Annotated in this window: 21 protein-coding genes and 2 pseudogenes; 12 read left to right on the top strand and 11 right to left on the bottom strand. The window is 70.7% G+C overall.

Annotated features, from left to right (window positions below; translation table 11 throughout):
• Positions 1-160: 160 nt before the first annotated feature.
• A complete protein-coding gene (gene mgrA, locus ACWD0Y_RS14320) occupies positions 161-1,198 on the bottom strand; it encodes an L-glyceraldehyde 3-phosphate reductase (RefSeq protein WP_450260641.1) in 1,038 nt (345 codons plus the stop codon).
• A gap of 166 nt (positions 1,199-1,364) precedes the next feature.
• On the opposite strand from mgrA, the gene ACWD0Y_RS14315 reads away from it, so the two are divergent.
• The 5 genes from ACWD0Y_RS14315 to ACWD0Y_RS14295 all read left to right on the top strand — a co-directional run bounded on the left by ACWD0Y_RS14315 (position 1,365) and on the right by ACWD0Y_RS14295 (position 7,224).
• Positions 1,365-2,126: an isoprenyl transferase gene (locus tag ACWD0Y_RS14315; protein WP_450260640.1), complete on the top strand. Its 762-nt coding sequence runs from the start codon at positions 1,365-1,367 to the stop codon at positions 2,124-2,126.
• Between the two features lie 317 nt (positions 2,127-2,443).
• Positions 2,444-3,766: a PhoH family protein gene (locus tag ACWD0Y_RS14310; protein ID WP_450260639.1), complete on the top strand. Its 1,323-nt coding sequence runs from the start codon at positions 2,444-2,446 to the stop codon at positions 3,764-3,766.
• Positions 3,767-4,188: 422 nt separating this feature from the next.
• Complete coding sequence (locus tag ACWD0Y_RS14305; RefSeq protein ID WP_450260638.1) at positions 4,189-4,935, top strand: aggregation-promoting factor C-terminal-like domain-containing protein; 747 nt, start codon at positions 4,189-4,191, stop codon at positions 4,933-4,935.
• A 121-nt stretch (positions 4,936-5,056) separates the two neighbouring features.
• Positions 5,057-6,499, top strand: a complete 1,443-nt coding sequence (locus ACWD0Y_RS14300) for an AI-2E family transporter (RefSeq protein ID WP_450260637.1) — start codon at positions 5,057-5,059, stop codon at positions 6,497-6,499.
• The gene (locus ACWD0Y_RS14295) at positions 6,496-7,224 is read left to right on the top strand and encodes a hypothetical protein (protein ID WP_450260636.1); all 729 of its coding nucleotides are present in this window, start codon (positions 6,496-6,498) and stop codon (positions 7,222-7,224) included. Before ACWD0Y_RS14300 ends, ACWD0Y_RS14295 begins: the two co-directional genes overlap by 4 nt.
• Before the next feature lie 64 nt (positions 7,225-7,288).
• On the opposite strand, the gene ACWD0Y_RS14290 is transcribed toward ACWD0Y_RS14295, so the two are convergent.
• Positions 7,289-7,822: an alkyl hydroperoxide reductase gene (locus ACWD0Y_RS14290; RefSeq protein WP_093799290.1), complete on the bottom strand. Its 534-nt coding sequence runs from the start codon at positions 7,820-7,822 to the stop codon at positions 7,289-7,291.
• Positions 7,823-7,827: 5 nt separating this feature from the next.
• Entirely contained in the window at positions 7,828-8,382 is a 555-nt protein-coding gene (locus ACWD0Y_RS14285) for a peroxiredoxin (protein ID WP_450260635.1), read from the bottom strand.
• Positions 8,383-8,514: 132 nt separating this feature from the next.
• Here ACWD0Y_RS14285 and ACWD0Y_RS14280 point away from each other — a divergent pair, with 132 nt between their 5' ends.
• Positions 8,515-9,489 carry a hydrogen peroxide-inducible genes activator gene (locus tag ACWD0Y_RS14280; RefSeq protein ID WP_450260634.1) on the top strand — a complete coding sequence of 325 codons (975 nt, stop codon included), beginning with the start codon at positions 8,515-8,517 and terminating at the stop codon, positions 9,487-9,489.
• A gap of 73 nt (positions 9,490-9,562) precedes the next feature.
• Here ACWD0Y_RS14280 and ACWD0Y_RS14275 read toward each other — a convergent pair whose 3' ends face one another.
• Entirely contained in the window at positions 9,563-9,844 is a 282-nt protein-coding gene (locus tag ACWD0Y_RS14275; protein ID WP_450260633.1) for a hypothetical protein, read from the bottom strand.
• On the bottom strand, positions 9,841-10,776 hold the full coding sequence (locus ACWD0Y_RS14270; RefSeq protein ID WP_450260632.1) for an SPFH domain-containing protein: 936 nt from the start codon (positions 10,774-10,776) through the stop codon (positions 9,841-9,843). The genes ACWD0Y_RS14275 and ACWD0Y_RS14270 overlap by 4 nt, the downstream gene beginning before the upstream one ends.
• A 248-nt stretch (positions 10,777-11,024) precedes the next feature.
• On the opposite strand from ACWD0Y_RS14270, the gene ACWD0Y_RS14265 reads away from it, so the two are divergent.
• A complete protein-coding gene (locus ACWD0Y_RS14265) occupies positions 11,025-13,400 on the top strand; it encodes a transglycosylase domain-containing protein (RefSeq protein WP_450260631.1) in 2,376 nt (791 codons plus the stop codon).
• 78 nt (positions 13,401-13,478) lie between these two features.
• Here ACWD0Y_RS14265 and ACWD0Y_RS14260 read toward each other — a convergent pair whose 3' ends face one another.
• From ACWD0Y_RS14260 to ACWD0Y_RS14250, 3 genes are all read right to left on the bottom strand, one after another.
• Positions 13,479-15,326 (bottom strand): SpoIIE family protein phosphatase, encoded by a 1,848-nt coding sequence (locus tag ACWD0Y_RS14260; RefSeq protein WP_450260630.1) that lies wholly within the window; start codon positions 15,324-15,326, stop codon positions 13,479-13,481.
• Positions 15,327-15,588: 262 nt separating this feature from the next.
• Complete coding sequence (gene fomD / locus ACWD0Y_RS14255) at positions 15,589-16,263, bottom strand: cytidylyl-2-hydroxypropylphosphonate hydrolase (RefSeq protein ID WP_450260629.1); 675 nt, start codon at positions 16,261-16,263, stop codon at positions 15,589-15,591.
• A 77-nt stretch (positions 16,264-16,340) separates the two neighbouring features.
• A complete protein-coding gene (locus ACWD0Y_RS14250) occupies positions 16,341-17,744 on the bottom strand; it encodes a class II fumarate hydratase (protein ID WP_450260628.1) in 1,404 nt (467 codons plus the stop codon).
• Between the two features lie 117 nt (positions 17,745-17,861).
• Between ACWD0Y_RS14250 and ACWD0Y_RS14245 the strand changes: the two genes are divergently transcribed.
• Entirely contained in the window at positions 17,862-19,412 is a 1,551-nt protein-coding gene (locus tag ACWD0Y_RS14245) for a ricin-type beta-trefoil lectin domain protein (protein WP_450260627.1), read from the top strand.
• A gap of 144 nt (positions 19,413-19,556) precedes the next feature.
• Here ACWD0Y_RS14245 and ACWD0Y_RS14240 read toward each other — a convergent pair whose 3' ends face one another.
• Positions 19,557-21,233 (bottom strand): fumarate hydratase, encoded by a 1,677-nt coding sequence (locus tag ACWD0Y_RS14240; protein ID WP_450260626.1) that lies wholly within the window; start codon positions 21,231-21,233, stop codon positions 19,557-19,559.
• Between the two features lie 149 nt (positions 21,234-21,382).
• Here ACWD0Y_RS14240 and ACWD0Y_RS14235 point away from each other — a divergent pair, with 149 nt between their 5' ends.
• The 3 genes and pseudogenes from ACWD0Y_RS14235 to ACWD0Y_RS14225 form a co-directional block, all read left to right on the top strand.
• Positions 21,383-22,045: a DUF1707 SHOCT-like domain-containing protein gene (locus tag ACWD0Y_RS14235; protein WP_450260625.1), complete on the top strand. Its 663-nt coding sequence runs from the start codon at positions 21,383-21,385 to the stop codon at positions 22,043-22,045.
• Between the two features lie 92 nt (positions 22,046-22,137).
• Positions 22,138-22,506 carry a WhiB family transcriptional regulator gene (locus ACWD0Y_RS14230; protein WP_450260624.1) on the top strand — a complete coding sequence of 123 codons (369 nt, stop codon included), beginning with the start codon at positions 22,138-22,140 and terminating at the stop codon, positions 22,504-22,506.
• Positions 22,507-22,547: 41 nt separating this feature from the next.
• Positions 22,548-22,760: pseudogene (locus ACWD0Y_RS14225) on the top strand (effector-associated constant component EACC1); the annotation flags it as partial.
• Positions 22,761-23,298: 538 nt separating this feature from the next.
• Here ACWD0Y_RS14225 and glpX read toward each other — a convergent pair.
• Positions 23,299-24,330 (bottom strand): class II fructose-bisphosphatase, encoded by a 1,032-nt coding sequence (glpX, locus tag ACWD0Y_RS14220; protein ID WP_093799276.1) that lies wholly within the window; start codon positions 24,328-24,330, stop codon positions 23,299-23,301.
• A 160-nt stretch (positions 24,331-24,490) separates the two neighbouring features.
• Between glpX and ACWD0Y_RS14215 the strand changes: the two genes are divergently transcribed.
• Positions 24,491-25,015 (top strand): DUF4245 domain-containing protein, encoded by a 525-nt coding sequence (locus ACWD0Y_RS14215; protein ID WP_450260623.1) that lies wholly within the window; start codon positions 24,491-24,493, stop codon positions 25,013-25,015.
• A 20-nt stretch (positions 25,016-25,035) separates the two neighbouring features.
• Here ACWD0Y_RS14215 and ACWD0Y_RS14210 read toward each other — a convergent pair.
• Positions 25,036-25,130: pseudogene (locus ACWD0Y_RS14210) on the bottom strand (Ppx/GppA phosphatase family protein); the annotation flags it as partial.

The raw sequence follows: 25,130 nt of genomic DNA, 5'->3' as shown, positions 1-25,130 counted from the left end.
CCGACTGGCCTCACGGCCGTCCAGCAGCCTGCGCGAAAAAATCAGGACTGACTTTTGGCGGGGCGCGGCCCCGAGCACCCCTCACGAAGGGTTATGGTGGAAACCCCCCCTCGGGCCGGTCCGTATCCCCCCCCCACGGACCGGCCCGTTTTTTGTGCCGTCAGCCCCGCCCGGCCCAGATGTTGGTGCCCTCGGTGTCGACCGCGAAGGTGTCGATCTCCTTCAGCTCTTCGTCGGACAGGGCGGGCCCGCCCAGCGCCGCGACGTTCTCCTCCAGCTGCCGCACGCTCGACGCGCCGATCAGCGCCGACGTCATGCGCGGGTCGCGCAGCACCCACGACAGCGCCAGCTGGGCGAGGGACTGGCCGCGCCGCGCCGCGATGTCGTTCAGCCCGTTCAGGCGGCGTACGACCTCGTCCGACAGCAGCTGCGGGTCGAGCGACTTGCCCTGCGTGGCGCGCGAGCCCTCCGGGATGCCCTTCAGGTACTTCCCGGTGAGCAGCCCCTGCGCGAGCGGCACGAACGAGATGCACCCCATGCCGGCCTCCTCCAGGGTGTCGAGCAGGCCGTCCTCCTCGGTCCAGCGGTTGATCATCGAGTACGAGGGCTGGTGGATCAGGGCCGGTACGCCCATCTCCCGCAGCAGCCCGGCCGCCTCGGCGGTCTGCTCGGCGTTGTACGACGACACGCCCGCGTAGAGCGCCTTGCCCTGCTTCACCGCGGACGCCAGCGCGCCCATCGTCTCCTCGAGCGGGGTCTCCGGGTCGAAGCGGTGGGAGTAGAAGATGTCGACGTAATCGAGGCCCATCCGGGACAGCGAGGCGTCCAGCGAGGACAGCAGGTACTTGCGCGAACCCCACTCCCCGTACGGGCCGGGGTGCATCAGGTAGCCGGCCTTGGTGGAGATGACCAGTTCGTCCCGGTACGGGGCGAAGTCCTGGGCGAAGATCTTCCCGAAGTTCAGCTCGGCGGAGCCGGCCGGCGGGCCGTAGTTGTTCGCGAGGTCGAAGTGCGTCACGCCGAGGTCGAACGCGCGGCGCAGGATCGCGCGCTGCGAGTCCAGCGCGCGGTCGTCGCCGAAGTTGTGCCAGAGGCCGAGCGAGACGGCGGGCAGCTTGAGACCGCTGCGGCCGGTGCGCCGGTACTCCATGGAGTCGTAACGGTCACCGGCGGCGAGGTATGAAGGGGAATCAGTCACATTCCCCTCCTTATCACGGACTTGTGACAGGCCGGGTTGGGCCGCCGGGACGGCCGCGCAGTAGTGTGGCCGCTTCGGGACCGCACGTGTGCGGCGGGAAACAGCCGCGCGTGCCTGATGGTCCCGCGGGACGACCGACACGCACGACGCCATGAGGTGAGACCCAGTGAACCTGCGCGACCTGGTGTACAGGCTGTACGCACGCCGGGTGGAAGGCCGCCTCGATCACGACCAGGTGCCCAAGCACATCGGTGTCATCCTCGACGGCAACCGACGCTGGGCGAAGGCCTCCGGCGGGACCCCCGAGCAGGGACACAAGGCGGGCGCCAGCAAGATCCAGGAGCTGCTCGGCTGGTGTGCCGAGACCGACGTCGAGGTCGTCACCCTCTGGATGCTCTCCACCGACAACCTGAACCGCCCCGAGGAGCAGCTGGTCCCGCTGCTCGGGATCATCGAGGGCGCCGTCCGCGCCCTCGCCGCCGACGGCCGCTGGCGGGTGCACCACGTGGGCACGCTGGACCTGCTGCCCGCCCGCACCCAGTCCGTGCTGAAGGAGGCCGAGCAGGCCACCCACGACAACGACGGGATACTCGTCAACGTCGCCGTGGGCTACGGCGGCCGGCAGGAGATCGCCGCCGCGGTCCGCTCGCTCCTGCTGGAGCACGCGGAGAAGGGCACCTCCCTGGAGGAGGTCGCCGAGATCGTCGACGTGGAGCACATCTCCGAGCACCTCTACACGCGCGGCCAGCCGGACCCGGACCTGGTCATCCGTACCAGCGGCGAGCAGCGGCTCTCGGGCTTCATGCTCTGGCAGAGCGCCCACTCGGAGTACTACTTCTGCGAGGTCCACTGGCCGGCCTTCCGCAAGGTCGACTTCCTGCGCGCCCTGCGTGACTACGCGGCCCGCCACCGGCGTTACGGGACCTGATCCGCGGCGCTCGTGCGTACGCCGGGAGACGCGGGAAGGCCGCCGCCCCACGGGGTGTCATATGCCATGGCATGACGGCGGGTGAGAAAGGGAATACCCCTTCCAGGTCGGCGCCCGGTCCACGGGCGCCGTATCTCAGCGAGCGGCCGGTCCGCTCGCCCGGGAGGCCCCTTGCACCAGGACGACCACGCGCTGAGCGTGGACGGAGCGGAGGGCCGGAGCTCGGCCCGCGCATCGTGGCCCGAGCCCGGTCCCACCGCTCGCGACGCCGTCGCACCCCGACCTCAGGCTCGTCTTCAGAGGGGGTACGTCCTTCCGTGGTGACCAGCACAAAGCGCCGCATGCCCGACAGGCGCACTTACGTTCTCGACACCAGCGTCCTGCTGGCCGACCCGAACGCCATGTCCCGGTTCGACGAGCACGAGGTGGTGCTCCCGATCGTCGTGGTCACGGAGTTGGAGGCCAAGAGGCACCATCCGGAGCTCGGCTACTTCGCCCGGCAGGCCCTGCGCCTGCTCGACGACTGCCGGATCAGGTACGGACGCCTCGACGCCCCCATCCCGATGGGCGACCTGGGCGGAACGCTCCGTGTCGAGCTCAACCACTCCGATCCCGGCGTGCTCCCGGCCGGCTATCGATTGGGGGACAACGACTCACGGATCCTGGCGGTGGCACGCAACCTCCAGGCCGAGGGGTTCGACGTGACCGTCGTGTCGAAAGACCTGCCGCTGAGGATCAAGGCGTCCTCGGTCGGACTGCTCGCCGAGGAGTACCGGGCGGAGCTCGCCATCACCGACTCCGGCTGGACCGGGATGGCGGAACTGTCCCTCTCCGCCGAACAGGTGGACCTGCTCTACACCGAGGAGACGGTGTACGAACCGGCCGCCGCGGACCTTCCCGTCCACACGGGCCTGGTCATCCAGTCCGAGCGCGGCAAGGCGCTGGGCCGGGTCACCGCCGAGGGCATGGTCCGGCTCGTACGCGGCGACCGGGAGGCGTTCGGCATCCACGGGCGCAGCGCCGAGCAGCGGATAGCGCTGGACCTGCTCCTCGACCCGGACGTCGGCATCGTCTCGATGGGCGGGCGCGCGGGCACCGGAAAGTCGGCGCTGGCGCTCTGCGCGGGGCTCGAGGCGGTGCTGGAGCGCCGGCAGCACAAGAAGGTGATGGTCTTCCGGCCGCTGTACGCGGTGGGCGGGCAGGAGCTCGGCTACCTGCCCGGCTCCGAGTCCGAGAAGATGAGCCCCTGGGCGCAGGCGGTCTTCGACACGCTGTCGGCCGTGGCGGGCCGCGAGGTGATCGAGGAAGTGCTGGGGCGCGGCATGCTCGAAGTGCTGCCGCTCACGCACATCCGGGGCCGCTCGCTGCACGACGCGTTCGTGATCGTGGACGAGGCCCAGTCGCTGGAACGGAACGTCCTGTTGACCGTTCTGTCCCGGATCGGGGCGAATTCGCGGGTGGTGCTGACCCACGATGTCGCCCAGCGCGACAACCTGAGGGTCGGCCGGTACGACGGAGTGGTCGCCGTCGTCGAGAAGTTGAAGGGCCATCCGCTCTTCGCGCACGTCACCCTCACCCGTTCGGAGCGCTCGCAGATCGCCGCACTGGTGACCGAAATGCTGGAGGACGTGCACCTCTGAGTCCTCTGGCCCCTCTGAACCCCATAAGGGGGAAAAGGCAGTTGGCGCCGTCCGGCCGGGCGCAGGATCCTAGCCGGGCGGCGTCGTGCTGCGGGGAAGTTTCAGTGAAACGAGTGGTGTAAACGGCGTGTGAGCTTTCACACGCAACGAATAATTGCTTCCCGGCGTCCGGTTCCGGCAGAGTCTTGCTTCCGTCAGGCCCCGCATACGGCACACCCGTACGCCGCTTCCTCACGAGGACGCGGCACCACACAACTCAACAGCCGTCGCCGTATGCCGCCCGAGTCACTACGCGGCGCTCCCGCAGAGGAGTTGCCCACCGGGTCCGCGCCTTCCCAGACCAAACGCGAGGGAAGGCCAGCGCCAGGGGCACGATTGCGTCCGCGAGGTCACCCGAGCGGGCACTGCTGGAAGGAAACCGTGTGAGCCGGATTTCGGTCCGGGGATTCGCCGTGGCTTCGGCTACCGCGGTCACCACTGTCGGCGCCGTCGTGGGCGTCGCCTCGGGCGACACTCAGCCCTCGAACGAGAACTTCGAGGCGACCGCAGCCGACATGACGCTCCTCGCAGACATCCCTGCCGGCCAGCAGGCCCAGGTGCAGACCGCGTCCCTGACGCAGCAGGCCGACGCACAGGCCTATGCCGCCGATGTGGACGCGAAGAAGTCCGCGGAGGAATCGGCCCGCCTCCAGGCGGCCAAGGACGCCAAGTCCAAGAAGGAAGCCGCCGAGGCGAAGGCCGAAGCGGACCGGAAGGCGGCCGAGGAAGCCAAGAAGGCGAAGGCCGCCGAGGAAGCCAAGGAACGCGAGGAGAAGGAGCAGGTCGCCAGCCGCTCCGCCACGCGTGACGCCAGCAGCTTCTCCGCGAAGAGCTCCTACACCGTCGCCGAGGTCCAGGCGATGGCGCGGCAGATGGTGCCGGGCGACCAGTTCCAGTGCTTCAGCAACATCGTGAACCACGAGTCGACGTGGAACTACCAGGCGAGCAACCCCTCGTCCGGTGCCTACGGCCTCGTGCAGGCGCTGCCCGCGTCCAAGATGTCCTCCGCGGGCGCCGACTGGCAGACCAACCCCGCCACCCAGATCAAGTGGGGCCTGAACTACATGGACGAGCGCTACGGCAGCCCCTGCGGCGCCTGGTCGTTCTGGCAGGCCAATCACTGGTACTAGTACCAGCGGCAGCTCAACCTCGCAGAGCCCCTCACCGTCTACGGTGAGGGGCTCTGCGCGTGTACGGTCGGTCCGGTGTCTCCCCCGGGGGAGCACGCGACGGGGAAGAAGAGAGAGCGACATGTCAACACAGCCAGAGCCACAGCCACAGCCGGGATGGCTCGGTCGGCTGGGGGCGGGACTGACCCGCATCGGAGAGCGGCTGAACGAGCGCCGCGCCGAGGCCGCCGCGTCCGACGACGACGCCACGGGCCCCGGCGGAGCGCCGCCGTACGGCTCCGCGGACCCCGCCGGTGTCGAGCATGTCCCCGCGCCGCCCTCCTACGCCCCCGCCGTCGCCGCCAGGCCCGACCCGGTCGCCGCCGTCCCGTGGGGGATGCGCGTGGCGGCCGAGGCGAGCTGGCGGCTGCTCGTACTGGCGGGCACGCTCTGGGTACTGATGAAGATCATCAGTGCCGTGCAACTGGTGGTCCTCGCCTTCGCCGCCGCCCTGCTCGTCACCGCGATGCTCCAGCCCACGGTCGCCCGGCTGCGGAGGACCGGGCTGCCGCGCGGCCTCGCCACCGCCGTCACCGCCGTCCTGGGCTTCGTCGTCATGGGCCTGGTCGGCTGGTTCGTGGTGTGGCAGGTCATGGAGAACATCGACAACCTCTCCGACCGCCTCAAGGACGGCATCGAGGAGCTCAAGCGCTGGCTGCTCAACAGTCCGTTCCACGTGACCGAGAAGCAGATCAACGACATCGCGGAGAACCTCACCGACGCGGTCGCCACCAACACCGAGGAGATCACCTCGGCGGGCCTCCAGGGCGTCACCGTGATCGTCGAGTTCCTCACCGGCATGCTGCTCGCGATGTTCTCGACGCTCTTCCTGCTGTACGACGGCAAGCGCATCTGGCAGTGGACGCTCAAACTGGTGCCCGCGCAGGCCAGGCCCGGTGTCGCGGGCGCGGGGCCGCGCGCGTGGCGCACGCTCACCGCGTATGTGCGGGGCACGGTGATAGTGGCCCTGATCGACGCGATCTTCATCGGTCTGGGGATCTGGTTCCTCGACGTGCCGATGGCCGTACCGCTCGCCGTCTTCATCTTCCTGTTCGCCTTCATCCCGCTGGTCGGCGCGGTCATGTCGGGCGCGCTGGCGGTGGTCGTCGCGCTCGTCACGCAGGGCGTGTTCACGGCGCTGATGGTGCTGGTCGTCGTACTGGCCGTACAGCAGATCGAGGGCCATGTGCTCCAGCCGTTCATCCTCGGCCGCGCGGTCCGGGTACATCCGCTGGCCGTCGTCCTCGCGGTCGCGGCGGGCGGCCTGGTCGCCGGGATCGGCGGCGCGGTGGTGGCGGTGCCGCTGGTGGCGGTGACCAACACGGTGGTCGGCTACCTGCGGACGTACAGCATGGAGACGGCGCTGCGCACGGCGCCGGAGCCGCGGGGCGCGACAGCGCTCGGTCCGGCGCCGGCACCCGCACCCGCACCCGCACCCGCGCCGGAACCCGCGCCCGCGCCGGCGTCCGCGCCGGCGTCCGCGCCGGTGCCGGCGCAGGGTGAGGGCGCGGTGGGCCCGGAATGATCTCCGAGCCGGAGATGGCGGGGGGTTTCCCGTCCGCGCCGGAGCCCGAGACCGTGACGAGCGCGGGCGGGGAACGCCCCGGGGCGCCGCGCGGCCGCCGGCCGTGGCTGTGGGCCGTGGGCGGAGCGGTGGCCGCTTCGGTGGTGTGGGTGGGCGGGCTCTCCGCGTACGGATCGCAGGACGCGGTCGACACGCGGGGCTACCGGGTGGGCGAGGGGCTGTGCGAGAAGGCCGAGCTGGCCGCCCTGGGGCTGAGTCTGGGGAAGAAGCCGGCCGACCCGGTCGAAATGGTGAGTGAGCACGGCGCCCTGGACAAGGCCACCTGCAGCATGTACTTCGCACCGGCGGGAAGGCCGGACAAGGACGGGTTCACGGTGAGCCACCAGGTCGAGATCGTGGCCGAGCTGCACAAGAAGACCGACCCGGAGCCGGAGTTCGAGGCCGTTCTCGGCCAGCCCGTCTGGGGGGAGGGGACGCCGCCCAGGCTGCAGGAAGTCCCCGGACTCGGCGAGAAGGCGTATCTGGTACCGCAGACCGGTGAGTACGAGGAACCGCGGCTGAAGGTCCTGGACGGGGGTGCGGTGCTGGAGATCCTGGTCACTTCCGGCGTCGACTACCAGGGGGACGGGGATCCGCCCGATGACGGGCCCGAGCCGGACCTGTCCGCGCTCCCGCCCCTCATGATCGAGGACATGCGGGACCTCATGGCCGCGCTCAGGGGCTGACGCGCACGCGTGAGGGGCCCCGCGGACACGATGTCCTCGGGGCCCCTCACGTGCGTACTGCCGGCTACTCGGCCAGGACGGCCTCGGAGTCGAGGGTCACGCCGACGGCCTGGATCACCGCGGCGATCTTGAACGCCTCCTGGATGGTGTCGCGCTCGACACCGGCCTTGCGCAGGACCTGCTCGTGCGAGTCCAGGCACTGGCCGCAGCCGTTGATCGCGGAGACCGCGAGCGACCACAGCTCGAAGTCGACCTTCTCCACGCCCGGGTTGCCGATGACGTTCATCCGCAGACCGGCGCGCAGCGTCCCGTACTCCGGGTCGGAGAGCAGGTGGCGCGTGCGGTAGAAGACGTTGTTCATCGCCATGACCGCGGCGGCGGACTTGGCGGCCTGGTACGCCTCGGGCTTGAGGTTGGCCTTCGCCTCCGGCTCCAGCTCACGCAGCACCCTGGGCGAGCGCGAGGCGATCGCGCAGGCCAGGACCGTGCCCCACAGCTGCTGCTGCGGGAGGTCGCTGTTGCCGATGACCGAGCCGAGGTTCAGGCGCAGGTCCTTGGCGTAGTCCGGTACGGCGGCCTTCAGTTCGTCGAGTGCCATGTCAGTCACTCACCCGACAGCAGGGCGACGGGGTCGAGGGTGTTCTCGCCCTTGGTCCAGTTGCACGGGCACAGCTCGTCGGTCTGGAGCGCGTCGAGGACCCGGAGGACCTCCTTGGGGTTACGGCCCACGGAACCGGCGGTCACCATCGTGAACTGGATCTCGTTGTTCGGGTCGACGATGAAGACGGCGCGCTGCGCGAAGCCGTCCTCGCCCTCGATGCCGAGGTCACGCATGAGCTCGTGCTTCGAGTCGGCCAGCATCGGGAACGGCAGGTCGGTCAGGTCCGGGTGGTCCTTGCGCCAGGCGTGGTGCACGAACTCGGAGTCACCGGAGAAGCCGAGGATCTGCGCGTCGCGGTCGGCGAACTCGTCGTTCAGCTTGCCGAAAGCGGCGATCTCGGTCGGGCAGACGAAGGTGAAGTCCTTGGGCCACGCGAAGACGACGCGCCACTTGCCCTCGTAGGACTTGTGGTTGATCTGCTCGAACTCCTTGCCGGCCTCCAGGGAGACACAGGCAGTGAGGTCGTACGTGGGGAACTGGTCACCAACAGTGAGCACACGCGCTCCTTGCAGAGAAGGAAATCCCGTTACGGGAGTTTCCTGGGGGTTGGACGGATCCCCACAGTGACACAGGAAGCATTGATCACGGAAATAGCTAGACTTGCTTGATCCGATCGGAGGTGGTTATCAGTGGCCAGTAGTACCGGAAGCGGCGGGAACGGCGTCAAGGGCAAGCAGCCCAGCCTCGCGCAGCTGCGCGCGTTCGCCGCTGTCGCCGAGTATCTGCACTTCAGGGACGCCGCCGCCGCGATCGGCATGAGCCAGCCGGCGCTGTCCGGGGCGGTCTCGGCGCTGGAGGAGACCCTCGGCGTGCAGCTCGTCGAGCGTACGACGCGCAAGGTGCTGCTGTCTCCGGCGGGGGAGCGGCTCGCGGTGCGGGCCAGGGCCGTGCTCGACGCGGTGGGCGAGCTGATGGAGGAGGCGGAGGCGGTACGGGCGCCCTTCACCGGGGTGCTCAGGCTCGGGGTGATCCCGACGGTGGCGCCGTACCTGCTGCCGACGGTGCTCACGCTCGTGCACGAGCGGTATCCGGAACTGGACCTCCAGGTGCACGAGGAGCAGACGTCCTCGCTGCTGGAGGGGCTGGCGGCGGGACGGCTCGACCTGCTGCTGCTCGCGGTGCCGCTCGGGGTGCCGGGGGTGGCCGAACTGCCGCTGTTCGACGAGGACTTCGTGCTGGTCACACCGCGGGACCACGGGTTGGGCGGGCGCGGCGACATACCGCGCGAGGCGCTCAGGGAGCTGCCTCTGCTGCTGCTCGACGAGGGGCACTGCCTGCGCGACCAGGCGCTCGACATCTGCCGGGAGGCGGGCCGCACCCAGGGCGCACCGGTCACGACGACCGCCGCCGGCCTCTCCACGCTGGTGCAGCTGGTCGCGGGCGGACTCGGGGTGACGCTGCTGCCGCGCACGGCGGTGAAGGTGGAGACGGACCGCAACGACCAGCTGGTGACGGGGCACTTCGCCGACCCGGCGCCGTCGCGCCGGGTCGCGCTGGCGATGCGGACGGGGGCGGCGCGCCAGAGCGAGTTCGAGACGTTCGCGCAGGCGCTGCGGGAGGCGATGCGGCGGCTGCCGGTGCGGGTGGTGGCCGGCGCGGGGTGAGGCGCGGGGCCCGGGGCGGAGCTCCGGCCCGGCAAGGGGCGGGCGGGGGAGCGGCCCCGCAGGGCCGGGGCTCCTACGGGGCCGGGGGCTCCGTGTCCGGGTCCGTGTCCGGGGCCGTCTCCGTGTCCGCGTCCGGTGCCTTCGGAGGCCGCCCCCGGCGGCGGATCGGCGCCGCCCCGCCGGGGAGCCTGCCGTTCTCCGACAGGGCCCGCCGCAGCAGGAACTCGATCTGCGCGTTGGCGCTGCGCAGCTCGTCGGACGCCCAGCGGGCCAGGGCGTCGTACACGACGGGATCCAGCCGCAGCAGCACCTGCTTGCGCTGCCGCTGCTTCCGCTGGGGGGTCTCGTCCGTCACTGGTAGAGAGTGCCGGTGTTGAGGACGGGCTGGGCGGACCGGTCGCCGCACAGCACCACCATCAGGTTGCTGACCATCGCCGCCTTGCGGTCGGGGTCGAGCTCGACGATGTCCTGTTCGGCGATCCGGGTGAGGGCCATCTCGACCATCCCGACCGCGCCCTCGACGATCTGCTTGCGCGCCGCGACGACCGCGCCGGCCTGCTGGCGCTGGAGCATCGCCGACGCGATCTCGGGCGCGTACGCGAGGTGGGTGAAGCGGGACTCGATGATGTGGACCCCGGCCGCCTCGACGCGCGCGTGCAGCTCGACCGCGAGCTTCTCGGTGATCTCCTCGGCGTTGCCGCGCAGGGACAGGCCGTCCTCGTCGTGGGCGTCGTAGGGGTACTCGATGGCGATGTGGCGTACGGCGGCCTCGGTCTGGGTGGCGACGAACTCCAGGAAGTCGTCGACCTCGAACATGGCCTGCGCGGTGTCCTCCACCTTCCAGACCACGACCGCGGCCAGCTCGATCGGGTTGCCGTAGGCGTCGTTGACCTTGAGGACCGCGGTCTCGTGGTTCCTGATCCGGGTCGAGATCTTCGAGCGGGTGGTCAGCGGGTTGACCCAGCGCAGTCCGTCGGTGCGGATGGTGCCGCGGTAGCGCCCGAAGAGCTGGACGACGCGGGCCTCGCCCGGCGCGACCATGTTGAGGCCGCACATCGCGAAGAACGCGGCGAGGGCGACCAGGACGCCGGCGGCGATGAGCGCGGCCTTCGGGCCGGCCGAAGTGAGGGTGGCGCCGAAGACGGCGAGGGCCGCCCCGGCGAGCAGCCCCAGCAGGCCCAGCAGCAGGGCGAGACCGCCGCCGATGCTGTGCGCGGCCCTCTCACGGACGCGTGGTGCGGGCATCTCGGGCAGGTCGGTCGGTACGGGCGTGCTGGTCACGGACATGGTCGTCCCCCGGTTTCGTGTGCTGGCGGTGGTCCGGCTGGCCTAGCAAAGTGATATCACTTTTTCGGGGGCCGTAAACCCGTGCGGGGGTTTTCGCAACCCTGGAGCCCCCTCATGAGTCGGTTCCAGTGAGACGGGTGCTGATTGTCACGTACGGAAAAGAGTGGATCGACAGCCCTTTGTCCGCATGGGCGGTGTTAGTTTTCTGAGCTGACATCCGGGGGCTCGATGAGCGGAGTTACGGACCAATGGGCCGAGCAGAAGCGCGACAGGACCGGAAGCGCGGTGCGCGCCGGGCGAGGAAGGAGGGAGGCATACGCCGCTTCTTCACCTGGAGGAAACTGCTGGGCACCTTCTTCGGGCTCTGCCTGCTCATGCTGGGCGTCTTCGTGGCGCTGTACATATGGGTGCCCGTGCCGGCGGCCAATGCCGAGGCCGAGCTCCAGAGCAACGTCTACAAGTACAGCGACGGCAAGATCATGGCCCGGACCGGCAAGGTCAACCGTGAGATAGTCCCGCTCTCCCGCATCCCCAAGGACGTCCAGACCGCCTTCGTCGCCGCCGAGAACCAGAACTTCTACAAGGACTCCGGCGTCGACTTCAGGGGCACCGCCCGCGGCCTGCTCAACACCGTCACGGGCAAGGGCAAGCAGGGTGGCTCGACCATCACCCAGCAGTACGTCAAGAACTACTACCTGACCCAGGACCAGACGGTCACCCGCAAGCTCAGGGAGCTTGTGATCTCCATCAAGGTGGACCGGAAGAAGGACAAGTCGTACATCCTGGCCGGGTATCTCAACACCAGTTACTTCGGACGCGGCGCGTACGGCATCCAGGCCGCGGCCCAGGCGTACTACGGCGTCGACGCCGAGAAGCTGTCCGTCGAACAGGGCGCGTACCTCGCGGCGCTCCTCCAGGCTCCCAGCCAGTACGACTGGGCGGCGGCCAGCCCCACCGGCCGGAAACTGGTCAAGGAGCGCTGGAACTACGTACTCGACAACATGATCGAGATGAAGGCGCTCGACCGGACCGAGCGCGACGCCATGGAGTTCGACATACCGCGGAACCCCAAGGGCGCCGCCGGCATGGAGGGCCAGACCGGCTACATGGTCGACGCCGCGAAGGCCGAGCTGAAGAAGCAGGGCGTCAGCGAGGCCGAGTTCGACGCGGGCGGCTGGACGATCACGCTCAACATCGACGAGAAGCGCCAGAAGGCGCTGGAGCGGGCGGTCGAGCAGCAGCTGGAGTCCCAGCTCGACCGCAAGAACAACAAGGTCGACGCGACCCTCCAGGCCGGCGCGACCTCAGTGGACCCGAAGACCGGCGAGGTCGTCGCGATGTACGGGGGCGTGGACGCCACTGAGCACTACCTCTCCAACGCCACCCGCTCCGACTACCAGCCGGCCTCGACCTTCAAGCCCGTCGTCCTCGCCGCCGCCCTGGAGAACGACTCCAAGACGCAGGACGGCGAGCCGATCACGCCCCACACGGTCTACGACGGCACCAGCAAGCGCCCCGTCGAGGGCAGCCCCACCCCCTTCGCCCCGCAGAACGACCTGGGCAGGAGCTTCGGCCCCATCCCCGTCGAGCAGGCCATGGCCAATTCGGTCAACTCCGTCTTCGCGCAGATGGCCGTGGACGTCGGCCCCGCGCGCGTCAAGGAGACCGCCCTCGGCCTGGGCATGGAGGACAAGGGCGGCTTCGACGAGCGCCCCGCCATGTCCCTCGGTGTGATGGGCGCCAGCACGATGGACATGGCGGGCGTCTACGCGACGCTCGACAACCACGGCAAGAAGGTCACGCCGACCATCGTGAAGTCCGCGGAGCACAAGGACCGCGAGGGCGGCAGGGTGGATCTCCCCGAGCCGGCCGCCGAGCAGGCCGTCGACCGGTCGACGGCGGACAGCGTGACCAAGGTGCTGACCGGAGTCGTGAAGAACGGTACGGGGCGCCAGGTCTACAGCCCGGCCTACAACGCGGCGGGCAAGACCGGCACGTCGGAGAAGAACCGGTCCGCCTGGTTCGTCGGCTACACCCCCGAACTCTCCACCGCCGTGGCCATCTTCGGCGAGTCCACGAAGCCGGGCGGCGGGCAGGTCTCCCTGACCGGTACGGCCAACGCCGGCCGCGCCAGTGGTGGCGGTTTCCCCGCCAAGATCTGGGCGGACTACACCCGCGGCGCCCTGGGCGGCGGCTCCGACGCCGACTTCGACCTGGAGATCGACCCGGACGACACCTACTCGCCCCCGCCGGCCGACACCCCCGAACCGACCCGTACGCCGACCACGCCCCCGGCGACCCCGACCACGCCTCCGGCCGATACGCCGTCCAGCACGCCCCCGAGCCGTACGCCGACGAGCGAGTCCCCGGACCCGACCGGGACGGTCACCCCGCCCGCCACCGGCGGCGGTGACACCGGGAGCACCGACGGCGGCGCGGACGACGGCGGCGCCACGGACGGCGGCGACACCGGTGGCGGCGACACCGGCGGCGCTACGGACGGCGGCGACACCGGTGGCGGCGACACGGGTGGTGACACCGGCGGCGGGGACACCGGCGGCGGCATCACCGAGGGCGGCACGGACATCGGCGGCCGCGACGACGCCCGGCCGCCGCGCCCCTGACGGACACCCCGGCGGACAGCGCCGCACACGGCTGCGGCGGGCACCCCGGGGTGTCCGCCGCAGCCGTACGCACAGCGGTTACGGGCGGGTGGCCAGCTCGAACCAGACGACCTTGCCGGACGACAGCCGCGTCGCGCCCCACCGCCTCGCCAGCCGGTTCACCAGGAAGAGCCCGCGCCCGCCCTCGTCCGTCTCCCGCGCCCGCCGCTGCCTCGGCAGCTGCGGCGAGTCGTCGCCGACCTCGCAGCGCAGTACGTCCGTACGCAGCAACCGCAGCGTCACGGGCCGCTCGGCGTACCGCACCGCGTTCGTCACCACCTCGCTGACCAGCAGCTCCACCGAGTCGCTCAGCTCCTCCAGGCCCCAGCGGACCAGTGCGCGCCGCGCCAGTCTGCGGGCCCGGCCGGGCGCCTGCTCCTCCGGCTCCAGGAACCAGTACGCGACATCGCTCGGCGCGATCCCGTCGAAACGGGCGGCGAGCAGCGCGATGTCGTCGTCGCGGTCGCCGGGCCCGAGCATGTCGAGTACGTCGTCGCACAGCGCTTCCAGCGGCGGGGAGTGGTCGGGACCCGTCAGCTGCGCGGTGGCGGCGAGCCTCTCCCGCAGCTGCTCGATGCCCGTCCACACGTCCCGCAGCCGCGACTCGACCAGGCCGTCGGTGTACAGCAGCAGCGTGGCGCCCGCCGGGGCGTCCAGCTCGACGGCCTCGAAGTCGACCCCGCCGACGCCGATGGGGGCGCCCGGCGGCACCCGCAGCACCTCGGCCCGGCCGCCCAGGTGCAGCAGTACGGGCGGCGGGTGCCCCGCGTTGGCGATGGTGATCCGGTGCGAGACCGGGTCGTACACGGCGTACAGGCAGGTCGCCATGCGGTCCGAGCCCAGCCGCTGCGCCTGCTCGTCGAGGTGGTGCAGGACCTCCTGCGGCGGCAGGTCGAGACCGGCGAGGGTCTGTGCCGTCGTCCGCAGCTGGCCCATGATCGCGGCGGACGTCATGGAGTGCCCCATGACGTCGCCCACGACGAGCGCGACGCGGCTGCCCGGCAGCGGGATCGCGTCGTACCAGTCGCCGCCGACGCGGGCCGTCTCGGCGGCCGGCAGGTAGCGCGAGGCCAGCTTGACGCCGGTCGGCTGCGGGAGCGAGTCGGGCAGCATGGTGCGCTGGAGCTCGTCGGCGATGTACGCCTCGCGCCCGTACAGCACTGCCTTGTCGATGCCGAGCGCCGTGTGCGTCGCCAGCTGGGCGGCGACCAGCAGGTCGTTCGCCTCGAAGGCGGGCCGCTCCGGGCGGCGCAGGAACACGGCGGCGCCGATCACCCGGCGCCGGCCGCGCAGCGGCGCGAGGATCGCACGGCGTCCGCCCGGCAGTCCCATGGAGTCCCCGAGCAGCTCGGGCAGGGCCGCCCGGGCGGACGCGGAGTCGCCGAACACCGGGCGTACGCCCCTGAGCACCTCGGCGAGGGCCCCGCCGCTGCGCACTTCGCACAGCTGCGGCGCGGGCATCGGCTCGACCTGGAGGTCGAACTCCTCGGCTCCGTCGTCGGTTAAACGCAGCCGGTCGGTACGGCGCAGGCGCAGCATGAACGGCACGGCGGGACGCTCGTCGCCGACCGGGAGCGGGTCGCGCAGGTACACGAGGATCGCGTCGGTGAAGGTCGGCACGGACGCCCGGCACAGACCGAGCACGATCTCGTCGAGGTCGATGCCGCGCGCGATCCGCCGCGTCGCCGCCCCCACGAACCGCAGCCGGTCTCCCTCTCCCCTGGTCGCCCCGGCGGGCTCCGGGGATCCGTCGGCGGCCGGCGTGGGAGCCGTCGCAGGACTCGGCACCATCGCGGACACCTCCTCCTGCCGTGGCCGGGCGCGCTCGTGCGGCCGGGCGACCAGAGGCTGCCGGCCTTCGTGCGAGGTGGACTGGTGCTCCGTCACGCGTGGGGTTCCGTCCGTCCGGGGAGCTTGTGCGAGGCAATCGCTCTGTGGGGCGGTATACCCGCTCCGCGGGCGGCCTCGACAGGGTGGCGGTCCCGGAACTCCGCGGACTTGCTCGCGGGCACGGCTCCACCCCCCTGTGGTGACATACGATCAGTTCCTTTTCGGGGGCCGCCAGTTGCCGACGGGCCCGGTGCGTCCAGTGCGCTCGGTGTTGCGGAAGACGATCCTACGTTTGACCCATGGGGGCGTATCAAGGGTCTCACGGTGCCATGTGAACAGGAGTGCGGTCCCAGTCATCGGGCAATCGGGGAACGGCCCACCTCGGATCGGGCCGCCAGTGCTCCCAGCCGTCGCGGAACGGGGTCCCCCACGCGCTGATCACGTCGACCGCGGCCCACCCCGCTTCCCGGACCCGCCGCGCCTGGGCGGCGCTCAGCAGCCCCACCCGGCGGGCCTGCGCGAACTCGTCCTCGTCGAGCCAGTACCAGGCGCGGTCCGGGTGCACGGAGATGTCGAGGAAGTGGTCCTCGGAGTCGACCCCGCCCGCCCAGCGGGTGCGTGGCTCCTCCAGGTTCACGTACCAGTTCTTGAACCGCCAGCCCTGGTCCCAGAACAGCCACACCGACCAGGGCTCGCCGGGCCGCGCCAGCTTCAGCACGCCGGTGCCCCGCCACCGCGAGGTGGTCGTGGTGCGCGGCGCCGTGTAGCGGGTGGCGAGCGGCTCCTCGTGCACGGGCGTGCCGTCCGCCAGCACCGGCCGCACGCACGGGGTGCCCGGCGCCATCCACACCGCGAGGAGTTCGTCGGTGTCGCGGACGACCGTGACGGGGCGGCAGATGTGGATCCTGTCGGAGGCGTTGCCGCGGTAACGCCAGAGGATGTGGTCCCCCGGCGCCCAGCGCGCCCCGCCTGCCTCAGTCGCCGTATCTGTCATGAGCAGATCTTAGGAGTACGGGTGGCGGGGCGCTGCGACCGAGGTCACGGCTGCGTCGGAGGTGTGTCAGAGGTACGTCACGGATGCGTCATGCGCAGTACGTCCAGTGCCTCGTCGAGCTGGGCCACGGTGAGGTCGCCCCGCTCGACGTACCCGGACTCCAGGACGACTTCGCGGATGGTCTTCTCCTCGGCGAGGGACTTCTTGGCGACCTTCGCGGCCTCTTCGTAGCCGATGTACTTGTTGAGCGGGGTGACGACGGACGGCGACGACTCCGCGTACGTGCGGGCCCGTTCGGTGTTGGCCGTGATGCCGTCGACCGTGCGGTCGGCCAGCAGCCGGGACGCGTTGGCGAGCAGCCGCACCGACTCCAGGAGGTTCTTCCCCATCACCGGAAGCATGACGTTGAGCTCGAAGTTGCCCGCGGCACCGGCCGCCGCGACCGTCGCGTCGTTGCCCGTCACCTGGGCCGCGACCATCAGAACGGCCTCGGGAATGACCGGATTGACCTTGCCGGGCATGATCGAGGAGCCCGGCTGGAGGTCCGGAAGGCTGATCTCGGCCAATCCGGTGCGCGGTCCCGAGGCCATCCAGCGCAGGTCGTTGCAGATCTTGGTGAGGGAGACCGCGACCGTACGGAGCTGGCCGGACGTCTCGACGAGTCCGTCCCGCGCGCCCTGTGCCTCGAAGTGGTCGCGGGCCTCGGTGAGCGGCAGACCGGTGGCGCGGGAGATCTCGGCGATGACGGCGGCGGAGAAGCCGGGCGGGGTGTTGATGCCGGTGCCCACCGCCGTTCCCCCGAGGGGGAGTTCGGCCAGGCGGGGCAGGGAGGCCCGCAGCCGCTCGACGCCGTACCTGACGGCCGCCGCGTAGCCGCCGAACTCCTGGCCGAGGGTGACGGGCGTGGCGTCCATCAGGTGCGTACGGCCGGACTTGACGACGTCCGCGAACTGGGCCGCCTTGCGCTCCAGGGAGGCCGCGAGGTGGTCGAGGGCCGGGATCAGATCACCCGTCACGGCGGCGGTCGCCGCGATGTGGATGGACGAGGGGAACACGTCGTTGGACGACTGCGAGGCATTCACGTGGTCGTTGGGGTGGACGGGGCTGCCGAGGCGCTCGGTGGCGAGCGTGGCGACGACCTCGTTCATGTTCATGTTGGAGGACGTGCCGGAACCGGTCTGGAAGACGTCCACCGGGAAGTGCTCGTCCCAGTGCCCCTGGGCCACCTCCCCGGCCGCCTCCCGGACCGCCCGCGCGATGTCCTTGTCGAGTACGCCGAGTTCGGCGTTGACCTGGGCGGCGGCCGCCTTGATGCGGGCCAGGGCCTCGATGTGGGCGCGCTCCAGGCGCTGCCCGGAGACGGGGAAGTTCTCCACGGCCCGCTGGGTCTGGGCCCGCCACTTGGCGTGCGCCGGCACGCGCACCTCACCCATCGAGTCGTGCTCGACGCGGTAGCCGTCCTGGTGGTCGTCGGTCGTCATGGTCGCGTACCTCCTGTGGAAAGTTCGGAAAAGTTGAGCACGTGTCTTGTTCTGCGTATTCCCAAGTCGCCTACCCGCCAGTAAATACCGGGGGTAACAACAAACCGGGGAGGCGCAATGCAGCGCACACGGCTCAGACTTCGCACTACGGCCCTTCGCACTACGGCCCTTCGCTCCACGGTCGCCGCGGCCGCCGCACTCGCGGCGGCCGTCGGCGGCCTTGCGGCAACAACCCCCGCCACCGCCGCCGACAGGATGTCATCGGCGTCCACCCCTCTTCCGGCCGAACTGGAGGCCGTCCGCGCGGCCGAGGCCACCAAGCTCTACGGCGACCCGGCCGAGCGGCCCATGGACCGGCGCAAGACCGGGCTGATCTCCCTGGGCGACAGCGAGATATCCGGCGAGGGCGTCGGCACGTACGAACCCGGCACCAACCGCCCCGGCAACTGGTGCCACCGCTCGCCGGACGCCGCGATCCACCGCACCGGCATCCCGGCCGACGTCACGTACAACGTCTCCTGCTCGGGCGCGCACACCGGCAACATCAGGATCGGCGGGACCAAGCAGTACGCCGACGAGCTGGTCCAGAGCGACAACCTGGCCGTCAAGGCCCGCAACACCCGCATCAAGATGGTCCTGCTGGTCGCCGGCGCCAACGACGACCTCCAGTTCGGCCCGGTGATGACGGACTGCGTCACGCGCTGGCTGACCCTCCAGGGCCCATGCGAACCCAAGTACGCCCCGGGCTGGCAGGCGCGCGTCGACGGCCTCGTCCCCAAGGTGGAGCAGACGGTCCGGGACCTGCGCAGCGTCATGCGCGACGCCGGGTACGCCGACGGCGACTACAAGATGGTCGTGATGGGCTACCCCAGCCCCATCGGCCCCGACATCAAGGACAACCCGAACTTCCCCGGCAAGATCCCCGGAGGCTGCGCGGGGTACGACTCGGACGCGGCCTGGGGCCGCAACAGCGCGGTGCCGGCCTTCGAGCGCGGCATGCGCAGGGCGGCGGCCAGTACCGGCTCCGTCTACCTCGACAACTCCCGCCTCTTCCACGGCCACGAGGTGTGCATGGAGGACCCCTGGGCGCGCGGTCTCTACATCGACCTGTCCAAGCCGGGCCTCCCGGACGAGAACTCGGTCCGCCAGTCCTTCCACCCGAACATCCGCGGCCACGAGGCCTTCGCGTCCTGCCTCACCCAGATGTACGGCTCCGGGCTGCGCGAGGCGAGCTGCGCGGACCCGGCGAGCACGGGAAAGCCGGTGCTCTTCGCGGGGGCGTGGGACGACGCGTACGAGCCGCTGAGGAACGCGGGGACGGGCACCTGCGCCGACATACCCGGATCGACGACGCGCAAGGGGACGGCGGTCGGCGGCTGGGACTGCCACGGCGGCCGGAACCAGGGCTGGTGGTACGACACCGACCGGAAGTCGCTCCGCACGGAACTGAGCCACGACCGGTGCCTCGACGTGCCGGGAGCGAAGTACGAGGCGGGCACGGGCCTGGTCCTCTGGGACTGCTCGGGCGCGGCGAACCAGCAGTTCGTGCGTGACGGCTCCACGATCCGCCCGGCGGCGTCGACGGGCCTGTGCGTGACGCTCGCGGCGGCGAAGGACCCGCTGCGGCTCCAGCCCTGCACGGGTGCGGCGAACCAGCGCTTCGCGTAACCGGGGACTGCCCCGGGTCCGGGATCCCGGGTCCAGGGCCCGGGGTCCGGGATCCCGGATCCCGGGTCCGGACCCCGGTCGCCGGACGGGCTTGTTCTCCCGGCCCGTCCGGCGACCGGGGGCGACGTCCGCAGGCGGCGACACCTAGGCCAGGCCGGGACCCCGTACCGGGATCGAGGTGAACGTCGGGGCCGGGGCGGGCTCGGTGAAGAAGTCGTTGCCCTTGTCGTCCACCACGATGAACGCCGGGAAGTCCTCCACCTCGATCCGCCAGACCGCCTCCATGCCGAGCTCCTCGTACTCGACGACCTCGACCTTCTTGATGCAGTCCTGCGCGAGCCGGGCGGCCGGCCCGCCGATCGACCCGAGGTAGAAGCCGCCGTGCGCGCCGCAGGCGTCCGTGACCTGCTTGCTCCGGTTGCCCTTGGCGAGCATGACCTTCGAGCCGCCCGCCGCCTGGAACTGCTCGACGTAGGAGTCCATCCGGCCGGCCGTCGTCGGACCGAAGGAACCGGACGCGTACCCCTCGGGGGTCTTGGCGGGACCGGCGTAGTACACCGGGTGGTCCTTCAGGTACTGCGGCATCTCCTCGCCCGCGTCCAGCCGCTCCTTGATCTTGGCGTGCGCGATGTCGCGGGCGACGACGAGCGGGCCGGTCAGCGAGAGCCGCGTCTTGACGGGGTACTTGGTGAGCTCGGCGAGGATCTCGTCCATCGGCCGGTTGAGGTCGATCCTGACGACGTCACCGGCCTCGTCCAGCTGCTCGTCCGTCGTGTCCGGAAGGAACCGCGCCGGGTCCTTCTCCAGCTGCTCCAGGAAGACGCCCTCGGCCGTGATCTTCGCGACCGCCTGGCGGTCCGCCGAGCAGGACACGGCGATCGCGACGGGCAGCGAGGCGCCGTGGCGCGGCAGCCGCACCACGCGCACGTCGTGGCAGAAGTACTTGCCGCCGAACTGCGCGCCGATGCCGATCTTCTGCGTCAGCTCGAAGACCTTCTCCTCCAGCTCCTTGTCGCGGAAGCCGTGGCCGGTCGGCGAGCCCTCGGAGGGCAGCTCGTCCAGGTAGTGCGCGGAGGCGTACTTCGCGGTCTTGAGCGCGAACTCGGCCGACGTGCCGCCGACGACGATCGCCAGGTGGTACGGCGGGCAGGCGGCCGTGCCCAGCGAGCGGATCTTCTCCTCCAGGAACTTCATCATGGAGGTCTCGTTGAGGACCGCCTTCGTCTCCTGGTAGAGGAAGGACTTGTTGGCGGAGCCGCCGCCCTTCGCCATGAAGAGGAACTTGTACGCGCCGCCGTCGGTCGCGTACAGCTCGATCTGCGCGGGCAGGTTCGAGCCGGTGTTCTTCTCCTCCCACATGTTCAGCGGGGCCATCTGCGAGTAGCGCAGGTTGAGCTTGGTGTACGCGTCGAAGATGCCGTGCGAGAGGGCCTCCTCGTCACCGCCCTCGGTCAGGACGTTCTGGCCGCGCTTGCCCATGACGATCGCCGTGCCGGTGTCCTGGCACATCGGCAGGACGCCCGCCGCCGCGATGTTCGCGTTCTTCAGCAGGTCCAGGGCCACGAACTTGTCGTTCGAGGACGCCTCCGGGTCGTCGACGATCCGGCGCAGCTGGGCGAGGTGCGCGGGCCGCAGGTAGTGCGAGATGTCGTGCATCGCCTCGGCGGCGAGGGTGCGCAGCGCCTCGGGTGCGACCTTGAGGAACGTACGGCCGTCGGCCTCGAAGGTGGAGACACCCTCGGCGGTCACCAGGCGATACGGCGTGGTGTCCTCTCCCAGGGGGAGCAGATCGGAGTACGCAAACTCTGGCATTACGGCCATTCCTCACTCGGCAGACGGCAACTGGCCTCCGTTGGCGCAGCGCGTCCACCAGCGTAAGACTCCGGTGGGGGGCGGGGTCTGTGAGGTAAGGCTCAGTTGGCGGCTCTCCGTACTAGTCGCGATCTATCGCGTTTGGGTACGCTGGGACGGTGGACCTCGACAAGAACCATCCAGCGCCCACCCCCCGTGAGCCCGCCCTCCGCGCGTCCGACGCGGACCGTGACCGGATCGCGGACATCCTGCGCGAGGCCATGGCCGAGGGCAGGCTGACCGCCGAGGAGCACTCCGACCGCATCGACGCGGTCTACCGCGCCAAGACCGTCGCCGAACTGGAGCCGCTGGTCCAGGACCTGCCCGTCCCCGGCGGCGCCCGTGGCGAGCAGGGCGCGGCGGCGTACGGCCCGGACGACCCTTCGGCCCCGTCCCCGGCGGAGAACCTGGTGGCGGTCTTCAGCGGCTCGACGCGCAAGGGGCGGTGGCGGATCGGCCGCAGGACCAACGCCTTCGCGCTCTTCGGCAGCGTGGAGATCGACCTCACCGAGGCGCTCTTCGGGCAGCGGCTGACGGTGATCAACGCGACCTCGATCTTCGGCCACGTCGAAGTCCGCGTCCCCGAGAACATCACGCTGCGCGGCGGCGGCACCGGGATCTTCGGCAACTTCGAGGTCGACACCCTCGAAGCCCGCAATCCCGAGGCGCCGGTCGTGGTGGTCAACGGCTACTCGGTCTTCGGCCACATCGAGGCGAAGCCCAAGCGCGGAAAGCGCATCGCGGACCTGCACGGTCGCATGCGCAAACACCTCGGGCACTGACGCGCTTCGAAACCCTGTGCATAGGCGCGCGCACAGCGGGTAGGGAATGCTGCATCGCTGCTCGCTCCCGAAGACGTCGTCAGGAGTAGACCGTGCTGCATCCGCCGCATCAGTCCCTGCAGGTCGCCGCCGTTCCGTCGCAGCGTGCGCCGGCCCGGGACCAGGCCGGCCCATGGCACACGGAGGCGGTGTGCCGCCGGGACGAGGCCGGGCTGTTCTTTGCCCCTTCGAAGGAGCCGACGGCCGCGAGGCTGGCCCGGGAGGAAGCCGCGAAGGGGGTCTGCGCACGGTGCCCCGTGATGATCGAGTGCCGGGAGCACGCACTGCTCCAGCCCGAGCCGTACGGCGTCTGGGGCGGCCTGACGGCGGCCGAGCGCCGGGTGGTGCTGGCCAGGCGCAGGCGGCGCGAGATGGAGCTGAAGGCCGCCTCGTCCGGAAACCGGATCGCCGCCGCGGGCTGACCCGCGCCGCCTGAGGCGGACCGCGGTGTACGGGAAGTCGCATGGACCGCAGGCACGGCACGGAAGTCAGGTTCGAGATGGCCGCGGACCCGGATCGTGACGCGGATCTGCGGTCCCTCCACAAGTGGCTTTTCGACCACCTGTCGCTGCGCGGCCACGCGCGCATCGGCAAGGTCGCGCGGGACACCGCGGCGCAGGGCCGGACGGGGTTCGGCGCGGAGGCCGTGGCCGCGCCGGTGTCCATGGCCGCCGCGGTGGCCCAGCTGCCGCCGGAGGACGGGGCACAGCGGGTCGACCCGGACCGCTCCGCGTGCGTGCTGATCGGGGTCGACAAGTACCCCGGCGGCAAACGGCGCCGCGATGCGCCGGGTGCTGATCCTCGACTGCTGCTTCAGCGGCAAGGTGCTCCAGATGTCACCGGCCACGGCCGGGGCCACGGCCGGGGCCGCGGACCTCGGGGTGCGGGCGGCGGTCAAGACCCTGCGGAACATCAAGGGCTCGTACGTGATGACCTCCGCCACGCGCGACCGCCCGTCCCACGCGCCGGACCCGGACGACTGCAACGTCTTCACCGGGGAGCTCGTCGACGTACTGCGCAAAGGTGTTCCGGACGGGCCGGAGACGCTCGGGCTGCACGCCGTCTTCCAGGAGGCCAGGGACCGGGTCGTCGGGAGGGAGGGAGGGAGGGAGGACCTGCCCACGCCCCAGGAGCCCCAGGACGAGAGCCAGAACGGCGTCGGCGAAAACGGCGCCCCCGGACGAGCGGGGGGCGCCGTCACGCGGCCGGGGCCCCTACTTCGCGCGGTCGAAGTCGATGGCGCTGTAGGCGCGCAGCTTCGAAAGGCGGTGCGTCGAGTCGATCTGGCGGATCGTGCCCGACTTGGAGCGCATCACCAGGGACTGGGTGGTGGCGGTCTCGGCGCGGTAGCGGACGCCGCGCAGCAGCTCGCCGTCGGTGATGCCGGTGGCGACGAAGAACACGTTCTCGCCACTGACCAGGTCGTTCGTGTGCAGTACGCGGTCGAGGTCGTGTCCCGCGTCGATGGCCTTCTGGCGCTCGGCCTCGTCCTTGGGCCACAGCTTGCCCTGGATGGTGCCGCCGAGGCACTTGATCGCGCAGGCCGAGATGATGCCCTCGGGCGTACCGCCGATGCCCATGAGCAGGTCGACGCCGGTGCCTTCGCGCACCGCCATGACCGAGCCCGCGACGTCGCCGTCCGAGATGAACTTGATCCGCGCGCCCGTCTCGCGGATCTCCTTGACGATGCCCTCGTGGCGGGGGCGGTCGAGGATCATCACGGTGACGTCTTCGGGGGTCGAGTGCTTGGCCTTCGCGACCCGGCGGATGTTGACCGAGACGGGGGCGTTGATGTCGACGAAGTCGGCGGCCTCGGGGCCGGTGACCAGCTTCTCCATGTAGAAGACCGCGGACGGGTCGAACATGGTGCCGCGGTCGGCCGCCGCGAGCACGGCGATGGCGTTCGGCATGCCCTTGGCGTTGAGCGTGGTGCCGTCGATCGGGTCGACGGCGATGTCGACCTCGGCGCCGGTGCCGTCGCCGACGCGTTCCCCGTTGAACAGCATCGGGGCTTCGTCCTTCTCGCCCTCGCCGATGACGACGATGCCGTTCATCGAGACGGTCGAGACGAGGGTCCGCATGGCCTTCACCGCTGCGCCGTCCGCGCCGATCTTGTCACCGCGGCCGACCCACCGCCCGGCGGCCATGGCAGCGGCCTCGGTGACCCGGACGAGCTCCAGGGCCAGGTTGCGGTCGGGGGCCTCGGGCGAGACCTCGAGCTGAGACGGAAGATGGTGCTCGGTCATCGGAGCGCACCTTTCTGTACGGCGACGGCCGGATAAAGAGGGTGTCGCCGACTCTATCGGTACGTCGACAAAATGAGCAGAGGGGGGCACGTATGAGCGGCATACCGGGATGAGCCGCCCCCCGCGCGGGCGGCGTCCGGGCATGGGGGACGATGGGGGAGTGGCAGGTATGAAAGGCAAGCAGACGGTCCGGGGCATGGTGCTGTCGATGTCGGTGATCGGCATCGCCGCCGCGAGCATGTACATGTTCATCCCGCACGACGACTCGGCGGACCCGCTGAAGCCGGTCGACTACCGGGTCGAGCTCGTCACGGCGCGGCGGGCCGCGCCGTATCCGGTGGCGGCCCCGGTGGGGCTCCCGGAGACCTGGAAGCCGACGTCCGTCTCGTACGACCGGCAGGCCGGCGACGCCTGGCACCTGGGCTTCCTCGACCCCGAGCGGGAGTACGTCGCGGTCGAGCAGTCGTCCGGGCCCGCGGAGAAGTTCGTCCGCGAGGTCAGCCGGCAGGCGACGAGGACCGGGAAGACCCTGCGGGTCGGCGGGGAGGGCTGGCAGCGCTGGGAGGGCCCGAAGTACGACGCGCTGGTGCGCGAGGAGAAGGGCGTGACGACGGTGGTCACGGGGACGGCGTCGCAGGAGCGGCTGACCGAGATGGCCGAGGCGCTGGAAGCCGAGAAGGCCTGAGCCGCCGGGCCGCTCCGAGGCCCGGTCTCGGCCTTGACCCGGCCCAGGACCTCGTCGGCGTTGGTCGCCTCGCGCACGGCGGAGGTCGCGAACGGCAGGACGTCCTCGCACCCCT

This window comes from Streptomyces altiplanensis (assembly GCF_053591575.1).
The sequence above is the reverse complement of the archived record's forward strand: the minus strand, read 5'-3'. Positions and strand labels throughout refer to the sequence as shown.

Excerpts from the sequence above, each read along its gene's own strand:
- glpX (WP_093799276.1), bottom strand. The coding sequence starts at position 24,330 with ATGACCGAGCACCATCTTCCGTCTCAGCTCGAGGTCTCGCCCGAGGCC.
- ACWD0Y_RS14250 (WP_450260628.1), bottom strand. The coding sequence starts at position 17,744 with ATGACGACCGACGACCACCAGGACGGCTACCGCGTCGAGCACGACTCG.
- fomD (WP_450260629.1), bottom strand. The coding sequence starts at position 16,263 with ATGACAGATACGGCGACTGAGGCAGGCGGGGCGCGCTGGGCGCCGGGG.
- ACWD0Y_RS14300 (WP_450260637.1), top strand. The coding sequence starts at position 5,057 with ATGTCAACACAGCCAGAGCCACAGCCACAGCCGGGATGGCTCGGTCGG.
- ACWD0Y_RS14265 (WP_450260631.1), top strand. The coding sequence starts at position 11,025 with ATGGGCCGAGCAGAAGCGCGACAGGACCGGAAGCGCGGTGCGCGCCGG.
- ACWD0Y_RS14290 (WP_093799290.1), bottom strand. The coding sequence starts at position 7,822 with ATGGCACTCGACGAACTGAAGGCCGCCGTACCGGACTACGCCAAGGAC.
- ACWD0Y_RS14240 (WP_450260626.1), bottom strand. The coding sequence starts at position 21,233 with ATGGCCGTAATGCCAGAGTTTGCGTACTCCGATCTGCTCCCCCTGGGA.
- ACWD0Y_RS14245 (WP_450260627.1), top strand. The coding sequence starts at position 17,862 with ATGCAGCGCACACGGCTCAGACTTCGCACTACGGCCCTTCGCACTACG.
- ACWD0Y_RS14295 (WP_450260636.1), top strand. The coding sequence starts at position 6,496 with ATGATCTCCGAGCCGGAGATGGCGGGGGGTTTCCCGTCCGCGCCGGAG.
- ACWD0Y_RS14270 (WP_450260632.1), bottom strand. The coding sequence starts at position 10,776 with ATGTCCGTGACCAGCACGCCCGTACCGACCGACCTGCCCGAGATGCCC.